The sequence below is a fragment of the Serratia sp. CY40230 genome, from assembly GCF_052168835.1.
In the GTDB taxonomy this organism is placed as follows: Bacteria; Pseudomonadota; Gammaproteobacteria; order Enterobacterales; family Enterobacteriaceae; genus Serratia; species Serratia nematodiphila.
This window is the reverse complement of record NZ_JBJNLX010000005.1, coordinates 240,837-259,124: the sequence shown is the minus strand read 5'-3', so window position 1 is coordinate 259,124 and position 18,288 is coordinate 240,837. Positions and strand designations below refer to the sequence as shown.

The 18,288-nt window shown below is 59.9% G+C and carries 16 protein-coding genes; 11 read left to right on the top strand and 5 right to left on the bottom strand.

Going from position 1 to position 18,288, the window contains the following annotated elements; translation table 11 throughout:
* The first annotated feature begins 390 nt into the window (after positions 1-390).
* The 11 genes from arnB (at position 391) to ACJ8IJ_RS18515 (ending at position 12,442) form a co-directional block, all read left to right on the top strand.
* Complete coding sequence (arnB, locus tag ACJ8IJ_RS18565; protein ID WP_021505481.1) at positions 391-1,545, top strand: UDP-4-amino-4-deoxy-L-arabinose aminotransferase; 1,155 nt, start codon at positions 391-393, stop codon at positions 1,543-1,545.
* Positions 1,532-2,512 (top strand): undecaprenyl-phosphate 4-deoxy-4-formamido-L-arabinose transferase, encoded by a 981-nt coding sequence (arnC, locus tag ACJ8IJ_RS18560; RefSeq protein WP_049186309.1) that lies wholly within the window; start codon positions 1,532-1,534, stop codon positions 2,510-2,512. The genes arnB and arnC overlap by 14 nt, the downstream gene beginning before the upstream one ends.
* Positions 2,512-4,494, top strand: a complete 1,983-nt coding sequence (gene arnA, locus ACJ8IJ_RS18555) for a bifunctional UDP-4-amino-4-deoxy-L-arabinose formyltransferase/UDP-glucuronic acid oxidase ArnA (RefSeq protein ID WP_049186335.1) — start codon at positions 2,512-2,514, stop codon at positions 4,492-4,494. The genes arnC and arnA overlap by 1 nt, the downstream gene beginning before the upstream one ends.
* Positions 4,491-5,396, top strand: a complete 906-nt coding sequence (gene arnD / locus ACJ8IJ_RS18550; RefSeq protein ID WP_004931406.1) for a 4-deoxy-4-formamido-L-arabinose-phosphoundecaprenol deformylase — start codon at positions 4,491-4,493, stop codon at positions 5,394-5,396. Before arnA ends, arnD begins: the two co-directional genes overlap by 4 nt.
* Positions 5,393-7,057, top strand: a complete 1,665-nt coding sequence (gene arnT, locus ACJ8IJ_RS18545) for a lipid IV(A) 4-amino-4-deoxy-L-arabinosyltransferase (protein ID WP_021505478.1) — start codon at positions 5,393-5,395, stop codon at positions 7,055-7,057. Before arnD ends, arnT begins: the two co-directional genes overlap by 4 nt.
* Positions 7,054-7,398 carry a 4-amino-4-deoxy-L-arabinose-phosphoundecaprenol flippase subunit ArnE gene (gene arnE, locus ACJ8IJ_RS18540; RefSeq protein WP_004931404.1) on the top strand — a complete coding sequence of 115 codons (345 nt, stop codon included), beginning with the start codon at positions 7,054-7,056 and terminating at the stop codon, positions 7,396-7,398. Before arnT ends, arnE begins: the two co-directional genes overlap by 4 nt.
* The gene (arnF, locus tag ACJ8IJ_RS18535; protein WP_004931403.1) at positions 7,395-7,787 is read left to right on the top strand and encodes a 4-amino-4-deoxy-L-arabinose-phosphoundecaprenol flippase subunit ArnF; all 393 of its coding nucleotides are present in this window, start codon (positions 7,395-7,397) and stop codon (positions 7,785-7,787) included. The genes arnE and arnF overlap by 4 nt, the downstream gene beginning before the upstream one ends.
* A 176-nt stretch (positions 7,788-7,963) precedes the next feature.
* Positions 7,964-8,428, top strand: coding sequence for an NlpC/P60 family protein (locus ACJ8IJ_RS18530; RefSeq protein ID WP_016927954.1), 465 nt, complete (start codon positions 7,964-7,966; stop codon positions 8,426-8,428).
* Positions 8,429-8,487: 59 nt separating this feature from the next.
* Positions 8,488-9,501, top strand: coding sequence for a lipoate--protein ligase A (locus ACJ8IJ_RS18525; protein ID WP_004931401.1), 1,014 nt, complete (start codon positions 8,488-8,490; stop codon positions 9,499-9,501).
* Positions 9,502-10,011: 510 nt separating this feature from the next.
* Positions 10,012-10,743 carry an EAL domain-containing protein gene (locus ACJ8IJ_RS18520; RefSeq protein ID WP_004931399.1) on the top strand — a complete coding sequence of 244 codons (732 nt, stop codon included), beginning with the start codon at positions 10,012-10,014 and terminating at the stop codon, positions 10,741-10,743.
* A 256-nt stretch (positions 10,744-10,999) separates the two neighbouring features.
* On the top strand, positions 11,000-12,442 hold the full coding sequence (locus ACJ8IJ_RS18515) for a protein adenylyltransferase SelO (RefSeq protein WP_131164274.1): 1,443 nt from the start codon (positions 11,000-11,002) through the stop codon (positions 12,440-12,442).
* A 33-nt stretch (positions 12,443-12,475) separates the two neighbouring features.
* Here ACJ8IJ_RS18515 and ACJ8IJ_RS18510 read toward each other — a convergent pair whose 3' ends face one another.
* The 5 genes from ACJ8IJ_RS18510 to ACJ8IJ_RS18490 all read right to left on the bottom strand — a co-directional run bounded on the left by ACJ8IJ_RS18510 (position 12,476) and on the right by ACJ8IJ_RS18490 (position 18,231).
* Complete coding sequence (locus ACJ8IJ_RS18510) at positions 12,476-13,261, bottom strand: heme ABC transporter ATP-binding protein (protein WP_049186314.1); 786 nt, start codon at positions 13,259-13,261, stop codon at positions 12,476-12,478.
* A complete protein-coding gene (locus ACJ8IJ_RS18505) occupies positions 13,254-14,258 on the bottom strand; it encodes a FecCD family ABC transporter permease (protein WP_016927948.1) in 1,005 nt (334 codons plus the stop codon). Before ACJ8IJ_RS18505 ends, ACJ8IJ_RS18510 begins: the two co-directional genes overlap by 8 nt.
* Positions 14,258-15,088, bottom strand: a complete 831-nt coding sequence (locus ACJ8IJ_RS18500) for a heme/hemin ABC transporter substrate-binding protein (RefSeq protein ID WP_015377710.1) — start codon at positions 15,086-15,088, stop codon at positions 14,258-14,260. The genes ACJ8IJ_RS18505 and ACJ8IJ_RS18500 overlap by 1 nt, the downstream gene beginning before the upstream one ends.
* On the bottom strand, positions 15,085-16,122 hold the full coding sequence (locus ACJ8IJ_RS18495) for a hemin-degrading factor (RefSeq protein ID WP_442518437.1): 1,038 nt from the start codon (positions 16,120-16,122) through the stop codon (positions 15,085-15,087). The genes ACJ8IJ_RS18500 and ACJ8IJ_RS18495 overlap by 4 nt, the downstream gene beginning before the upstream one ends.
* Positions 16,123-16,188: 66 nt before the next feature.
* The gene (locus tag ACJ8IJ_RS18490) at positions 16,189-18,231 is read right to left on the bottom strand and encodes a TonB-dependent hemoglobin/transferrin/lactoferrin family receptor (RefSeq protein WP_004931386.1); all 2,043 of its coding nucleotides are present in this window, start codon (positions 18,229-18,231) and stop codon (positions 16,189-16,191) included.
* Positions 18,232-18,288 lie beyond the last annotated feature (57 nt).

Sequence of the window (18,288 nt, the reverse complement as noted above, 5' to 3'; positions counted from 1 at the left end):
CTGGGGTATAAATATAAACGAAAACTAAACGTAGTGAATATAAATAGCCGGGTAATCATCGGCTATTATTGTGCTGCCTCTCATTTTCTCGTGAGTTTTCTTGAAAAACGCCAATGACGTGCTACGCTTGATTCGGCAAAAATAAAATAAGTAAATAATTATTAATAAATATAATCACCTGATTTATATAATAAATTTAAATTAATGATGACAGCGCCTATCCATCAGTTCTCTTACTGATGACGAGCCTCGTCTTAAGGTTTAGTTAAGCTTGCGGCCTTACATTGGCAGTTAATCCACGGAAACGATTCTTCTCTGGCGTTTAATATTCGTTAAACGAAAGGGATTTACAGTGTCATCAAAAGCAGCTCGATACGTTTGGGGTTAACTATGGATCAATTTTTGCCTTTCTCTCGTCCGGCCATCGGCGACGAAGAAATCGCCGCGGTAGAGAAAGTGTTGCGTTCCGGCTGGATCACCACCGGGCCGCAAAACCAGCAACTGGAAAATGACTTCTGTTCCACTTTCGGCTGTAAGCACGCCATCGCCGTCAGTTCCGCCACCGCGGGCATGCACATCACGCTGATGGCGCTGGGCATCGGGCCCGGCGACGAAGTCATCACCCCTTCGCAAACCTGGGTTTCCACCCTCAACATGATCGAACTGCTGGGCGCTACGCCGGTAATGATCGACGTTGACCGTGAGACCTTGATGGTCAGCGCCGCCGATGTCGAGGCTGCCATCACCCCGAAAACCAAAGCGATTGTTCCAGTGCATTATGCCGGCGCCCCCCTGCAGATGGACGCTTTGCGCGCCGTGGCCGAACGCCATCGTCTGCCGTTAATCGAAGACGCCGCCCATGCGGTCGGCACGCGTTACAACGGCGAATGGGTCGGCGCGCGCGGCACGGCGATTTTCTCGTTCCACGCGATTAAGAACGTGACCTGCGCCGAAGGCGGCCTGATCGCCACCGACGACGATGCGCTGGCGGATCGCCTGCGTTGCCTGAAGTTCCACGGCCTGGCCGTCGATGCCTTCGATCGCCAGCAGCTGGGCCGCAAACCGCAGGCCGAAGTGGTGGAGCCGGGGTACAAATACAACCTGTCCGACATTCACGCGGCGATCGCCGTGGTGCAACTGTCGCGCTTCGCCGAGCTGAACGCGCGCCGTAAGGCGCTGGCGCAGCGCTACCTGAGCGCGCTGGAAGGCTCGCCGTTCCAGCCGTTGGGCGTGCCGGATTATCCGCATGACCACGCCTGGCACCTGTTTATGGTGCGCGTCGATCCAGCGCGTTGCGGTATCGATCGCGACCAGCTGATGGAGCGCCTGAAAGAGGTTGGCATCGGCACCGGGCTGCATTTCCGCGCCGCGCACACCCAGAAATTCTACCGTGAGCGCTATCCGCAGCTGTCGTTGCCGAATACCGAATGGAACTCGGCGCGGCTGTGCACCTTACCGCTATTCCCTGATATGACCGACGCCGACGTGGATCGCGTGGTCAATGCCTTGTCTTCTGTTGTGGAGTCTTTACGTGTCTCGCGTTGAACCGATTAAAAAAGTGTCGGTAGTCATTCCGGTATACAACGAGCAGGAAAGCCTGCCGGCGTTGCTGGAGCGTACTACTGCCGCCTGTAAGCAGTTATCTCAACCTTATGAAATCATCCTCGTCGACGATGGCAGCAGCGACAACTCCGCTGACATGCTGACCGCGGCGGCGGAAAAGCCGGACAGCCACGTGATCGCCGTTTTGCTGAACCGCAACTACGGCCAGCACTCGGCGATCATGGCCGGTTTCAACCAGGTGACCGGCGATCTGGTGATTACGCTGGACGCCGATCTGCAGAACCCGCCGGAGGAGATCCCTCGTTTGGTCAGCGTGGCGGAAGAGGGCTATGACGTGGTGGGCACCGTGCGCGCCAACCGTCAGGACTCCTGGTTCCGCAAAAGTGCCTCGCGCGTGATCAACATGATGATTCAACGCGCCACCGGCAAGTCGATGGGGGACTACGGCTGCATGCTGCGCGCCTACCGTCGTCATATCGTTGAGGCGATGCTGCACTGTCATGAGCGCAGCACCTTTATCCCGATTCTGGCGAACACCTTCGCCCGCCGTACCACCGAGATCGACGTGCGCCACGCTGAGCGCGAGTTTGGCGACTCCAAGTACAGCCTGATGAAGCTGATCAACCTGATGTATGACCTGATCACCTGCCTCACCACTACGCCGCTGCGTTTGCTCAGCGTGGTCGGCAGCATCGTGGCGCTGTCCGGGTTTGTGCTGGCGCTGGTGCTGATTGCGCTGCGTCTGCTGCTCGGCCCTGAATGGGCCGCCGGCGGCGTGTTCACCCTTTTCGCCGTCCTGTTCACCTTTATCGGCGCCCAGTTTGTCGGCATGGGGCTGTTGGGTGAATACATCGGCCGTATCTATACCGACGTGCGTGCGCGTCCTCGCTATTTTGTTCAGAAAGTGGTCGGTGTACAGCATGACCACAATACTCAGGAAGAAGAATGATGAAAGCTATTGTATTTGCTTACCATGATATTGGCTGCGCAGGTCTGAAAGCGCTGACTGAGGCGGGTTATGACGTGCAGGCCGTGTTCACGCACACCGACGACCCTGGTGAGAACAACTTCTTCTCCTCTGTGGCCCGTTTGGGCGCCGAATTGGATCTGCCGGTCTATGCGCCGGAAGACGTAAATCACCCGCTGTGGGTTGACCGCATTCGCGCACTGCAGCCGGACGTGATCTTCTCGTTCTATTACCGCCACATGCTGAGCGACGAGATCTTGTCGCTGGCGCCGCAGGGCGGTTTCAATCTGCACGGCTCGTTGCTGCCGCGTTACCGCGGCCGCGCGCCGGTGAACTGGGCGCTGGTGAATGGCGAAACCGAAACCGGCGCCACGCTGCACAAAATGGTGAAACGCCCGGACGCCGGTGACATCGTCGGTCAGCAGAAAGTGACCATTGCCGACAGCGACACCGCGCTGACGCTGCACAAAAAAGTGCTGGAAGCCGCGCAGATCGTGTTGAAAGAGCAGCTGCCGAAACTGAAGAACGGCACCGCCACTTTCACCCGGCAGGATGAGTCTCAGGCCAGCTACTTCGGTCGCCGCACCCCGGCGGACGGTGAGATCCTGTGGCACAAATCCGCCAAAGAGATCAACAACCTGGTGCGCGCCGTCACCGAGCCGTACCCGGGTGCCTTCAGCCACCTCGGTCAGCGCAAGCTGATCGTCTGGCGCTCTCGCGTGCTGGACACCCAACACGATAAACAGCCGGGCACCGTGCTGAGCACCTCGCCGCTGGTCATCGCCTGTGGCGAAGGTGCGCTGGAAATCGTCGCCGGGCAGAACGAAAGTGGCCTGTACGTGCAGGGCAGCCGCCTGGCGCAGGAAATGGGCATCGTCACCGACGTGCGTCTGGCCGCCAAGCCCAACGCCGTGATGAAACGCCGCACCCGCGTGCTGATCCTCGGGGTTAACGGCTTCATCGGCAACCACCTGACCGAGCGCCTGCTGCGCGATGACCGTTACGACATCTACGGTCTGGATATCGGTTCCGACGCCATCAGCCGCTTCCTCGACAACCCGCGTTTCCACTTTGTGGAAGGCGACATCAGCATCCACTCCGAGTGGATCGAGTATCACATCAAGAAATGCGACGTGGTGCTGCCGCTGGTGGCGATCGCGACGCCGATCGAATACACCCGTAACCCGCTGCGCGTGTTCGAGCTGGACTTCGAAGAGAACCTGAAGATCGTTCGCGACTGCGTGAAATACAACAAGCGCATCATCTTCCCGTCCACATCTGAAGTGTACGGCATGTGCGACGATAAAGAGTTCGACGAAGACCATTCGCGTCTTATCGTCGGGCCAATCAACAAACAACGCTGGATCTACTCGGTCTCTAAACAGCTGCTGGATCGGGTGATCTGGGCTTACGGCGCCAAAGAAGGCCTGAAGTTCACGCTGTTCCGTCCGTTCAACTGGATGGGGCCGCGCCTGGATAACCTGGACGCTGCGCGCATCGGCTCTTCCCGCGCCATCACCCAGCTGATCCTCAACCTGGTGGAAGGTTCGCCGATCAAACTGATGGACGGCGGCGCGCAGAAACGTTGCTTCACCGACATCAACGACGGCATCGAAGCGCTGTTCCGCATCATTGAGAACCGCGACGGCCTGTGCGACGGCCAGATCGTCAACATCGGCAACCCGACCAACGAAGCGAGCATTCGCGAGCTGGCGGAAATGCTGCTGGAAAGCTTCAACAACCACCCGTTGCGCGATCGCTTCCCGCCGTTTGCCGGCTTCAAGGACGTAGAGAGCAGCAGCTACTACGGCAAAGGTTACCAGGACGTCGAGCACCGCACGCCGAGCATCAAAAACGCTCACCGCCTGCTGGGTTGGCAGCCGACCATCGAGATGAAGCAAACCGTCGCCGATACGCTGGACTACTTCCTGCGCACAACCGTTCAGGAAGGGAACGGTGCATGAAGAAAGTCGGTCTGCGGGTTGATGTAGATACCTTCAGCGGCACCCGTGAAGGGGTGCCGCAGTTGCTGGACCTGTTCGAAAAGTACGACATTCAGGCCAGCTTCTTCTTCAGCGTGGGACCGGACAACATGGGGCGCCATCTTTGGCGCCTTTTGCGTCCGAAATTTCTGTGGAAAATGCTGCGTTCGAACGCCGCCTCGCTGTACGGCCTGGATATTCTGCTGGCCGGCACCGCCTGGCCGGGGCGCAATATTTCGCGCGCGTTGGGGCCGCTGATGAAGCGCACCGCCGAAGCCGGCCATGAAGTCGGGCTGCACGCCTGGGATCACCAGGGCTGGCAGGCCAAGGTCGGCAAGTGGAGCGAGGCGCAATTGACCGAGCAGGTGCAATTGGGTGTCGACGCCCTGAGCGCCTGCACCGGCCAGCCGGTGAAATGCTCCGCCGTGGCGGGCTGGCGCGCCGATACGCGCGTGCTGGAGGTCAAGCAGCGCTTCGGCTTCCATTACAACAGCGATTGCCGCGGCACTCATCCGTTCCGTCCGGTGCTGAGCGACGGGCGTCACGGTACGGTGCAGATCCCGGTGACGTTGCCGACCTTCGATGAAGTGATTGGCAGCGAAGTCAGTATGGCCGACTTCAACGACTATATTCTGCGCGCCATCGAGAACGATCGCGGCGTGCCGGTGTACACCATTCACACCGAAGTGGAAGGCATGTCGCAGACGGCGATGTTCGAACAGTTATTGCAACGCGCACAGCGGCAGGGCATCGAATTTTGTCCGCTGAGCGCGCTGTTACCGCAAGATTTGGCGTCACTGCCGTTGGGCCGCATCAAGCGCGCTCCTTTCCCCGGCCGCGAAGGTTGGCTGGGTTGTCAAACCGATGTGAAGGACGTTACATGAAGGCGCTAAAAGGATCCTGGGCCATTCTGCTGGCCGTTTTTTTTGCTCTGGTCTATCTGATCCCGCTTAACGGTCGCCTGCTGTGGCAGCCGGATGAAACGCGTTATGCCGAGATCAGCCGTGAGATGCTGCAACGCGGCGATTGGGTGGTGCCGCACCTGCTGGGGCTGCGCTATTTCGAGAAGCCGGTAGCGGGTTACTGGTTCAATAACATCAGCCAATGGCTGTTCGGCGAAAACAACTTTGCGGTGCGCTTCGGCTCGGTGTTCAGCACCGGCATGACCGCGCTGCTGGTGTTCGCGCTGGCGATGCTGATGTGGCGCAATGCGCGGCGCGCCAGCCTGGCGGCGCTGATGTTCCTGTCGATGGTGCTGGTGTTCAGCATCGGCACTTACAGCGTGTTGGATCCGATGATTTCGCTGTGGCTGGCGGCGGCGATGGTCAGCTATTACCTGACGCTGAAGGCCTCCTCGGTCAAGGGCAAGCTGGGCGCTTACGCCTTGCTGGGCCTGGCCTGCGGCATGGGCTTTATGACCAAGGGCTTCCTGGCGCTGGCGGTGCCGGTGATCGCGGTGATCCCGATTGTCATTCAGCAACGTCGCATCAAGGATCTGCTGTGCTACGGCCCGGTGGCGATCGTGACCGCCACGTTGCTCAGCCTGCCGTGGGCGCTGGCGATCGCGCAACGTGAGCCCGATTTCTGGAATTACTTCTTCTGGGTCGAACACATTCAGCGCTTCGCCGAAGATAACGCCCAGCACAAGGCGCCGTTCTGGTATTACCTGCCGGTTCTGCTGGCGGCGGTGCTGCCTTGGCTGGCGCTGCTGCCCGGCGCGCTGCTCAAAGGTTGGCGCGAGCGCGTACAGCGTCCGGAGCTGTTCTTCCTGCTGAGCTGGGCGCTGATGCCGCTGATCTTCTTCAGCATCGCCAAAGGCAAGCTGCCGACCTACATTCTGCCGTGCATGGCGCCGCTGGCGCTGCTGATGACCGCTTATGCGGAAGACTATGCCGCCACGCTGCGCGCCAGGCTGTTCAAGGCCAACGCCTGGTTGAACGGCCTGTTCGGGCTGATTGGCATCGTGGCGCTGGTGGTGTTGAGCTCCGGTCTGCTGCCGAAAGCGCATCTGTTTACTCCCCAGGAGTGGCCGAAAGTAGTGCTCGGCCTGATCGCCTTCGGCGGCTGGCTGCTGTTTGCACTGGTTTCTGCGCGCGATAACGGCCGCCAATGGCGCTGGGCGGCGGCTTGCCCGGTGCTGCTGTGCCTGGTGATCGGTTACGCCATTCCGCAACAGGTGACCGATTCCAAACTGCCGCAAAACTTCGCCCGCGCCACGATGGCCGAACTGAGCGACAGCCGCTATGTGTTGAGCGACAGCGTCGGATTGGCGGCCGGCCTGGCCTGGGAACTGAAGCGCAGCGACGTGCTGATGTACAGCCAGAAAGGCGAGGTGGCCTATGGTCTGGAGTATCCGGACGCCAAGGGGCACCTGATCAGCGATGCCGACTTCCCGCAGTGGCTGGCACAGGCGCGCAAGCAGGGCAATGTGTCGCTGGTGTTGCAGCTGTCCCGTGATGAAGCGCTGCCGCAGGAGCTGCCGGCCGCAGACAAGGTGGATCGTATGAACCGCCTGGTGCTGATGTGGTATAAACAGCAACCATGATCGGTTTTTTGTTGGTGATAGTGGTCAGCCTGCTCACCTGTGGTGGGCAGCTGTGCCAGAAACAGGCGGCGCACTGCTGGGAACGGGCAGACGAGGCGCGGCTGAAACAGACGCTGCGCTGGTTGGCGCTGGCGGTGTTGCTGTTGGGGCTGGGCATGGCGGTGTGGCTCAATGTGTTGCAACGCCTGCCGCTCAGCCTGGCTTACCCGATGCTCAGCCTGAACTTCGTAATGGTGACGCTGGCGGCGCGCTGGTTGTTTCATGAGCCGACAACCGTTCGCCACTGGTGCGGCGTGGCGTCGATTATGCTGGGGATCCTGCTGATGAGCGTGCATTCATGAGGGGCTATGCCTGGGGCGCCGCCAGCGTGTTGCTGGTGACGCTGGCGCAGTTGCTGATGAAGTGGGGCATGGTGCAAATCCCGCTGATGTCGTTCGCCGACGTCTCGTTGGCGCTGATCGGCGACTACTGGCTGCCGCTGCTGGCGGTGGGCGGTGGCATCTTCGGTTATGCGCTGTCGATGCTGTGTTGGTTCTTTGCGCTGCGCCATCTGCCGTTAAACCGCGCTTATCCTCTGCTGAGCGTCAGCTATGCGTTGGTTTACCTGGCGGCGGTGATCCTGCCGTGGTTTAACGAATCCGCTACGCTGCTGAAAACGTTGGGCACGCTGTTTATTCTGTTCGGCGTCTGGCTGATTAACAGCAAACCCGAGACAAAATCGCCGCAATAGCGCCAAAACCGGCAATCCCGCCATTATCTCCCTTATGGCGCTTGCCTTTTTCACCGTGCGGGAGATAAATTAACGCCAAATGGCGCTCTCCTTACGTGATGCCGGCTTTGCCTCGCAGGCGGTGTGGTGGTGTACCGGATGGCATAATGCGGCGACGTGTTCAATGAAGGGATATTATGCGGATGCGTGTGTGGTTTTTATTAGCCAGTTTGATCCTCGCCGGGTGTAGCAGCCATGCGCCGCCGCCCAGCGGCCGCCTCGCGGACTCTATCGTGGTGGTGGCCCAGCTCAACGAACAGTTGCGCCAATGGTACGGCACGCCATACCGTTACGGCGGTCTGGATCGCGGCGGCGTAGATTGTTCCGGCTTTGTTTACCGCACGTTCCGCGATCGCTTCGACATGCAACTGCCGCGTTCGACCGAAGAACAAACCTCACTGGGCACCAAGGTTTCACGCGATGAGCTGATGCCGGGCGATCTGGTGTTTTTCAAAACCGGCGGCGGAGAGAACGGCCTGCACGTCGGCATTTACGATACCAACGACCAATTTATCCACGCGTCGACCAGCCGCGGGGTGATCCGTTCCTCGCTCGATAACGTCTACTGGAAGCGGGTGTACTGGCAGGCGCGACGCATTTAGCCTTAACCCGTTGATTTGGTGTATCATGGCGGCATCTCGTGTTTTGAACGGTGCCTGCCATGAACAGCCTGCGTTTACTGATCTCCGACTCCTACGATCCCTGGTTCAACCTGGCGGTGGAAGAGTGCATCTTCCGCGAAATGACCACGCAAAAAATTCTCTTCCTGTGGCGCAATGCCGAAACGGTGGTGATTGGCCAGTCGCAGAATCCCTGGAAAGAGTGCAATACCCGGCGTATGGAGCAGGACGGCATTCGGTTGGCGCGGCGCAGCAGCGGCGGCGGGGCGGTATTTCACGATCTGGGCAATACCTGCTTCACCTTTATGGCCGGCAAACCGGGCTACGACAAGAGCGTCTCGACCGACATCATTCTGCAAGCGCTGCGGCAGTTGGGCGTCACAGCCGGCGCGTCGGGGCGCAACGATCTGGTGATGGAAACCGCCGACGGGCCGCGCAAAATATCCGGCTCGGCCTATCGAGAAACGCAGGATCGCGGTTTCCACCATGGCACGCTGCTGCTGAATGCCGATCTGGAACGGTTGGCGGACTACCTTAACCCGGATCCCAAAAAGCTGCAGGCCAAGGGTATCACTTCGGTGCGTTCGCGCGTCGCCAACCTGGCGGAGTTTTTGCCGGGCATCAGCCATGAGCAGGTATGCGACGCTATCGTGCAGGCCTTCTTCGCCCACTATGGCGAAACGGCCGAGCCGGAGATCATTTCGCCGGATGTATTCCCCGATCTGCCCGATTTTGCCGCGCAGTTCGCCAAACAGAGCAGTTGGGAATGGAATTTTGGCAAGGCGCCGGCGTTCAGCCACTTGCTCAACGAGCGCTTTGTCTGGGGCGGCGTAGACCTGTTCTTCGATGTGGAGAAGGGGGCGATCGTTCGCGCGCAGGTATTCACCGACAGCCTGAATCCCGCCCCGCTGCAGCGGTTGGCGGAGATGCTGGTGGGCTGCGCGTATCGAAGCGAGCCCGTTGCCGCTTGCTGTGACCGGCTGATGGCGGACTATCCTCAGCAGGCGGCCGAATTAGCCGAGCTGCGGCAATGGCTGAGCGAAACGATCCGCTAGCGCAGGCCTGGTGATGAAGGGATGAGCGTGCTCATCCCTTTTTTTATCGCTGAAATCGACGTTTTGCATGGTGGTAGCGCAGATTTTCTGAAAATCAAGGTGGGCATTTTTTTACGTTTTCAATGCCGCGAATAACGGGCGGAATTGATGCGTTATTAAATTTAATCAGTCGTCGTTAACGGCAGGGAAAATTGGCGTTAAGAAGGAAAGATTATTTTACTTTATTTAGGATTTTTCTTAAATAAAACAAAGGAGATAAGTCAAATTTAGCCATAAATCCATTCAACTTAAGTCAAATACCTTTTCTCATAACGCGTTTGGCGGCTACCTTGGCATAAGTCCGGCTGCTTTTCTTTGCGCCTTTTACGATTGTCGTATAGCTTTAATCTATCAATTAAATGATATTTCATGGGTATTTACATTGATATTTCCGATTAATCCCAGAGGGATTGATCGATAAAATGTATTGATATACGATGATACGCTAGCCATTCATCCTGTGGCATTAAAATGAACATCCAACTCGAAGCTGACTTTATTAGTAGCTATGTTTTTCAACCTGTTTACTCAATGGAGGGCGGGCTGTTGGCGGTGGAAATGTTGAGCCGTTTCAACAGTCTCGACGGTGATTTAGCCATGCCGGCCGAAATTGGGATTAATTTATTGGCGCCTGAACAAAGGATTGAGTTATTTAATGAGCAACTGAAACTTGCGGAGCAGCATGCGGCTTGGTTTACCGATAACAACGTACAGTTGACCATCAATATCGAAGAAACCATCGTTGAGCTTATTCTTTCCGATTCGGCGTTGTGCCAAAGGATCGGGCAATATCCTTTTATTGCATTTGAAATGAGTGAGAGTTTTCCGAATCTTTCGGCCGGTAAGAACAACCCGAGCGTGCGGCGATTAAGCGAAATGTTTACGCTGTGGCTCGATGATTTCGGTTCCGGTAAGGCCACGTTGACCGCGTTGTACGATGGTTTGTTTGACTACGTAAAGATAGACAAACGTTTTTACTGGCAGCTGTTTACCCATCAGGGGTATGACGTGGTCATTGACTCGTTGTTAAAGAATATCAACCTGTTATGTAACGGCGTGATCGTCGGAGGAATAGAGAAAAAAGAGTATTTTAATAAACTCAGATACGCCGGTGTTTTAGGCCTGCAAGGTTTTTTATGGCCCAGCGTTGGTGTGGATAATCTGCAAGCTTTGCTGACGATGCCCAGCGAGTTCAATAATTAAGAAGTGATATAAAAAACTACACCCTATGAGGTAAATAATGCGCGGGGTGAGGTTAACGTGATTCCGCCGTCGTTATTCACCTCGTTTGAGGCTGATAATCGCGTTTGTCCGCCAGCGTTAAACCGCGTTCCCACCGTCAGGCGGAAGCGCCAAACTCCCTGCATCCGTCCTGACGGCAGGCGGATGCGTTCTCCCTGCATTCCTTCGGTGTTAATCCGCCCGTTCACGCTCTACACTACGCTGAAACGGAGGGCCTATGCCGCAGTTCGATAACGCTTACTACCAACAGTTACCTGGTTTCTACACCGCTCTGAATCCGACGCCGCTCAAGGATACGCGCCTGCTGTACCATAGCGAGCCGCTGGCGCGCGAGCTGGGGCTGGATGAAAGTTGGTTTACTCAGGATAAAACCCCGATTTGGGCGGGAGAAACGCTGCTGCCGGGCATGCAGCCGCTGGCGCAGGTGTACAGTGGCCACCAGTTCGGCGTGTGGGCCGGGCAACTGGGCGATGGCCGCGGCATTTTGCTGGGCGAACAGGTCATGGCGGACGGCAGCCACCGCGACTGGCACCTGAAGGGCGCCGGGCTGACGCCGTATTCACGCATGGGGGATGGCCGCGCGGTGCTGCGTTCGGTTGTCCGCGAGTTTCTGGCCTCTGAGGCGTTGCACCATCTGGGGATCCCCACCACGCGTGCGTTAACTATTGTCACCAGTCAACAACCGGTATATCGCGAGCAGCCGGAACGCGGCGCGATGCTGCTGCGGGTGGCGGAAAGCCATGTGCGCTTCGGCCACTTCGAACACTTTTACTACCGCAAACAGCCGGAGCAGGTGCGGCAGCTGGCGGATTTCGTCATTGCCCGTCACTGGCCGCAGCTGCAGGATCAGGCCGATCGTTACCTGCTGTGGTTTACCGACGTGGTCGAACGGACGGCGCGCCTGATCGCCCATTGGCAAACCGTCGGTTTCGCTCACGGCGTGATGAACACCGACAACATGTCGATTCTCGGCATCACCATCGATTACGGCCCTTACGGCTTCCTCGATGACTACCAGCCCGGCTATATCTGCAACCATTCCGACCACCAGGGGCGTTATGCCTTTGATAATCAGCCGGCGGTGGCGCTGTGGAACCTGCATCGCCTGGCGCAAACCTTGTCTGGGCTAATGACCACTGAACAGCTGCAGCAGGCGCTGGCGGCGTATGAACCGGCGCTGATGCGCGCCTATGGCGAACAGATGCGCGCCAAACTCGGCTTCTTCACGCCGACGGCGCAGGATAATGACGTGCTCACCGGCCTGTTGAGCCTGATGGCGCAGGAAGGGCGGGACTATACCCGCACGTTCCGCCTGTTGAGCGAGACCGAACAGCAGCAGGCGCAGTCGCCGCTGCGCGACGAGTTTATTGACCGTGCGGCGTTCGATGCCTGGTATCAGCAGTATCGTCAGCGTTTGCAACAGGAGCAGGTGAGCGATGCGGATCGGCAACGGGCGATGAAGGCGGTGAACCCGCGCCTGATCCTGCGCAACTATCTGGCGCAGCAGGCGATTGAGGATGCGGAGAAAGACGACGTGGGCCGTTTGCGGCGGTTGCATCAGGCCCTGCTGCGGCCGTTCGACGAGGCGCCGGAGTATGACGATCTCGCCGCGCTGCCGCCGGACTGGGGCAAGCATCTGGAGATTTCCTGCTCCAGCTGAGATGAAAAAGGGCGCCTAATGGCGCCCTTGACGTTATTGACGCAGGTAGACCTGCGGCAGCGGCACTTCGGGATGATGCACCACGCTGAGATCGGCCTGATACCAGCGGGTGAGGATATCCGTCTGCAGCACCTCCTGCGGCGTGCCGCTCGCCACCAAGCGCCCCTGATGCAACAGCAGGATCCGATCGGCATACAGCGCCGCCAGATTAAGATCGTGCAGCACGCAGCAGACGCCCAACGGCTGTTGGCGCGTCAGCGAGCGCAGCAGGCGCAGGGTGTGCTGCTGGTGGTACAGATCCAGCGCCGAGGTCGGCTCGTCGAGAAACAGCCAGGCGGGGGACGGTTGCGGTTGCCACAGCTGCGCCAACACCCGCGCCAGTTGCACCCGCTGCTGTTCGCCGCCGGAAAGCTGACGGTAGTCGCGCTGCGCCAGCACCAGGCAGTCGGTTTGCGCCATTACCTGCTGGATCGCCTGGTGCTGGTCGCGTTTGCCGTGCGGCGCCCGCCCCATGCTGACCACTTCTTCCACGCTGAAGGGAAACGCCAGATCGCTGTACTGGCGCATCACGGCCCGGACTTTGGCCAACTGTTGCGGCGCCCAGTGTTCCAGCGGGCGGTCAAGCAGCCGGCATTCGCCGCAGTCCGGCGTCAGATAGCCGGTCAGCAAGCGCAGCAGCGTCGATTTTCCGGCGCCGTTAGGGCCGATAATCGCCACCATTTCACCGCCGGCGAGGCTGAGCGAAACGTCGTTGATCAGGCGGCGCGCACCGAGGCTGTAACGCAGCTCTCGGGCCGTCAGGCAGGCGGCGTTATCCACCGGTTCGCTCCCGCTGGCGCATCACCAGCCACAAGAAGTAAGGACCGCCGATCAGGCTGGTCATCAACCCCACCGGCATTTCGGCCGGCGCCACCAGCGTGCGCGCCAGCGTATCGCTGACCAGCAACAGGCAGGCGCCGCCCAGCGCGGAGCAGGGCAGCAGCCAGCGGTGATCGCCGCCGAGGCGCATGCGAACCAGATGGGGCACCACCAGACCGACGAAGCCGATCACGCCGCTCATCGCCACCGCCGCGCCGATCAGCAGGGCGCTCAGCAACAACAGCTGCAGCTTGGCGCGCTGGACGTTCACCCCGAGGTAGTGGGCCTCTTCATCCCCCAGCTGCAACAGGTTCAGCCGGCGCGCCTGCAGCAGCGTCAGCAGCGCCGTAGGCAAAATCAGCGAGGCGGAAACCGCCAGCGTCGGCCACTGCGACTGGCTGAGGCTGCCCATCATCCACAGCGAGAACTGGCGCAGCTGTTGATCGCTGCTGACGTAGGAGAGCACGCCGATGGCCGCCATGCACAGGGCGTTGATGGCGATGCCCGCCAGCAGCAGTCGCGACAGATTGCCGTGCCCGCTGCGGCTGATGCCGTAGATCAATAACGATACCAGCAGGCTGCCGAGGAACGCCGCCAGCATATGGCCGTACAGCGCGATCGTCACCGGCAACGCCAGCGGCATCACGATGAACAGCGCGACAAACAGCGCGCCGCCGCTGCTGATGCCCAGCAGGCTAGGATCCGCCAGCGGGTTGCGGAACAGCCCCTGCATCACGGCGCCGGACACCGCCAGCGCGCAGCCGATCACCACCGCCAGCAGCACGCGCGGCAGGCGGATGTTCAGCCAGATGTGCCAGGCGGCGTCGCTGAAAGGTTCGCGCCACAGGGTGCGAAACGACAGCGTCAGCGCGCCGAGATTAGCGGCGACCAGCGCCAGCAGCGTCAGCAGCACCAGCAGACCGATGATGGCCAGCTGAGGCGAGGTGCGGCAGCGCATTACTTTTGCTCCGCCGCGTGGCGCAGCTTGGCCAGCGCCGCCGGCGTTTCCAGGCCGAAGCCTAACAGCGCCATGTCATCGACGATCAGCACGCGCCGCTGCTTGCCCGCCGGCGTCAGCGCCAGGCCCGGCAGCGTCCACAGCTGCTGTTCGCCGCCGAGGGTGCGCACGCCGTCGGTGGTGACCAGCAACAGATCCGGCGCGCTGGCGATGACACCTTCCTGCGACAGCGGGCGGTAGCGGTCAAAGCCCTGCATGGCGTTTTTCAGGCCGGCGGCGGCGATCACCGCGTCGGCGGCGGTGTGTTGCCCGGCCGCCATCGGTGTAATGCCGCCGTGGCTCATGACAAACAACACCTTCACCGGCAGCGGAGAGGTGTCGACCGCCGCCAGCTGTTGTTGATAGCGCTCGCTCAGCTGTTTGCCTTGCTCAACGCGTTGCAACGCGGCGGCGATCGCGGCGATCTTCTGCGGCACCGCCTGCAGGGTGGTGTCACCCGGCACGCTGACCACTTTGACGCCGCTGTCCGCCAGCTGTTTGAGCACCAGCGCCGGCTGTGCCAGCTCGGTCGTCAGCACCAGCGTCGGCTTCAGCGCCAGAATGCCTTCGGCGTTCAGCTGGCGCATATAGCCGACGTCCGGCAGCTTTTTCACCGCTTCCGGGTGCAGGCTGGTGCTATCGCGGGCGATCACGTCGTCGCCGGCGCCGAGCGCAAAGGCGATTTCCGTCACGTCGCCGCCGATCGAGACGATGCGCTGTGCCGCCGCGGCGGTGAGCGGCAGCGCCAGCGTCATCATCAGCGCCAGGCGGCGGATTAAGGAAGATTTCATGCGGCGATGTCCTTGGCGGCGAGCGCGGCAACCTGCTCGCGCCACTGGGTTTGTTCCGGCTGACCTTCGGTACGCTGGCCATACAGCTGCGCAATCTGCGTGCCGTCGGCGGCGAACAGCTCCAGGCTGGTGACGATGCCGTCCTTGGTCGGTTTGCGGGTGATCCAGCTTTCGGCGATGGCGCCTTCAATCAGATGCAGCGTGAAGCGGCGATTGAACACGTTGATCCAACCTTCCTGCGGCATCAAACGTTCGATCTGGCCGGTGAAAATCTGCACGCAGCCGCGGTTGCCGACGAATATCATGATCTCGTTTTGCTGCTGCTGCGCCGCTTCCAGCAGCTGCGACAGCGCGCTGTTGTCCACCTGATAGGCCAGATCGTCGCCGACGGCGCGGAAGGCCTGCTGGCGCGTGAGTTTATTGCGGCTCAGCAGCTGGAAGAACTGGTGAACGTCGGTCATCGCGCGCCATTCAGCGTCGATTTTGGCATGATCCTGCGTCGTTTCATCCGAGGTGCTCGCCTCGGCGGGCTGCAGGGCCAGCGCCGGGTTTTCTTCGCTCAGATGGCGCTCCACCAGTGCCATCCAGGCCGGCAGATCGGTTTCCTCGGTGGTGTAGACCTTGTGCAACGCATCGCCCTGTTGGTCGAAGAACTGAATGCTGTGGCGCACGCCGCGCTTGTTGGTTTCGCTCATGGCGAAAACGCTGGTCCAGTGGTTGAGGAACAGGCGCAGATCCAGCTCGCGCGGGTTGAGGATCAGCCCGGCGTGGCCGTTTAGATGTTGGTTGCGGTAGCGGCCCATCTGCTCATGTACCGCATAGTTGTTGCGGGTGATGGACTTGGTGACGCCCACTTGCTCGAGTTCGGTCAGCAACGTGCGGGCGTCGGCCTGCAGGCGGCGGGCGTCGTGGCCAACGCGGGCGTGCGTCAGTTCCGCTTCGCTGACGCCGAGGATCGCCGCCAGATCGCGGGCGTATTTGCCTGGGTGGTCGATTTTGGCCTGTTGGTAGCGTTCGTATAGGGTGTTGCTCATGCGGGATTCTCCTGCGCTGTAATGCGAACGGCGGACACACCGGGTATCCGCCTGATAGTCAAATGATCACCACTGGTAGCTGACCAGCAGTTTGGCGTTGCGGCCATCCTGCGGGACGCCCTGCGGCGAGTAATATTCTTTGTCGAAGGCGTTGCCCAACACCACGGTGGTGGTCATGCCCTGCAGCCGATCGCGGCCCTTGTAGCTCAGATAGAAGTCGTTGACGCCATAGCCGCCTTGCTCCGGCGTCCCCGTTTGTACGCGAGTGGCGCGTTCCGCGAAGGTGGCGACCCAGCCGGCGGACAGACCGGTTTCGCCCAGCGGCACGTCCAGCGAACTGGTGACGGTATCCGGGCTGATGTCAGCCAGCCAATCGCCGCTTTTCGCGTTCAGCTCGCCATTGCGAGACTTGTCCTTGCCGCGTGTGCGGTTGTAGGCCAGATCCCAGTTAAACCACTTGGTCTGGTAGTTCAACGAGGTGTCCCAACCCCAAATCTTGGCGCGAGAGATATTCGCTGAGGCGGTCTGCGTTCGAGTGACATACATGAAGATGTAGTCTTTGGCGTCGGTATCGAAGTAACTGGCCTTGAATTGCAGGCTGTCATCCGCCAGCAGCAGATCATCGAAGCGCAGGCCGAAACCGGCTTCGGTGGTGCTGGTGGTTTCCGGCCGCAGATTCGGGTTAGGCACCCAATAGTTGCCGGGGAAGTGGCGCGAATCGTTGTACATCTCGCCCATGGTCGGGGCGCGGAAGGCCTGGGAATAGGAGCCGAACAGCATCAGCCAGTCGGTCGGCGAGTAGCTCAGCGCGCCACGGGACGACCATTTGTCAGCCTTGACGTCTTCGTGGCCCTGGCTGCTGCCTTTATAATCGTCGTAGCGCGTGCCCGCCAGCACGGTGATCGGAATGTCGCGCAGCGTAATTTCATCCTGCAGCCAGCCGGAGGCGAAGTTGATCTTGGCTTGCGGGAAGCTGGTGGTGGCGCCTCCCGGCTGCTGTTTCTGCTCATAGACCTCGGAGCCGTAGGTCAGCAGGTGTGACGCAAAGCTGTCGGCGAACAGGCGCGTGCGATTTTCCAGCTTGCCGCCGTTGGTGGTCTGCTTGCGGAATTCGTCGGTCGCGCCGGCGTTGTGCGCATTGATTTTGACTTCCGAGGTGTACAGCTTGACGGTGGCGTCCAGCCAATCCTGGCCGACCGGCTTGAGCTTATAGCTCAGAGCGGCGTCGCGCTGAATGGTGGAACGGTTGGTCATCGGGTTGCCGCTCGAGCTGTCCGGCGTCTGCGGGTTTTTCGGTTCTTGGGCGTCGTTGTTGTAATAACGCAGATCGCCGCTCAGCGACTGATTGTCGTCGATCTTCCAGGTGCCTTTGGCCAGCACGTTGCTGATGGTTTCGTCGTTAGGCGCATCGAAACCGTTGCCCTGACGCAGGTTGCCGACATCGCGGGTGCCGAACGACAGCAGGCCGTCGAGGTTATCGGTCTTGCCGTAAGCGCTGGCACCCATGCCCAAACTGTGATCGCCGGTGCCGGCAGTGCCGTAGACGCGGAACCCGCTATCGCGGCCCGGCAGCAGCAGATCGGCGGCATCGACGGTCTCGTAAGCGATAACGCCGCCCAGCGCGCCGCTGCCATACAGCAGCGCAGAAGGGCCGCGCACGATTTCAATGCGTTTGACCAGCGCCGGATCGAGGAAGGTGCCGCCGATGTGGCCGGTATCGGTCCCCTGACGAATGCCGTCGACCAGCGTCAGCACGCCGTTCTTGCCATAGCCACGCATCGTCACATCCTGGCCGTTGCTGCGCCCGGTGCCGTTGACGGTGATGCCCGGCACGCGCCGCAGCATATCGGCGGCGGAGGTGGCGGTCTGGCTTTCCGGCGAATTGCCTTCGATCACCGTGACCATCATCGGCGCTTCAAAGCTGCTGCGTTGGTTGCCGGTGGCGACCACGGTCATGGTCTCGTCGGCGGCTTTGGCTTTTTTCGCCTGCGCCGCGTTGGAAGAAGATGTTGTGCTGGTGTTTTGTGCCAAGGCCACCGTAGGCAGAGCGCAGGCAATCGCCAGACTCAAAGCGGAAAAACGCAGCCGGGTGGAAAATGTCAGAGGCATGGTGCAACTCTCCGTATGTAATAAAACATATCAATAGATTTGCTGGCTGCCTGGATC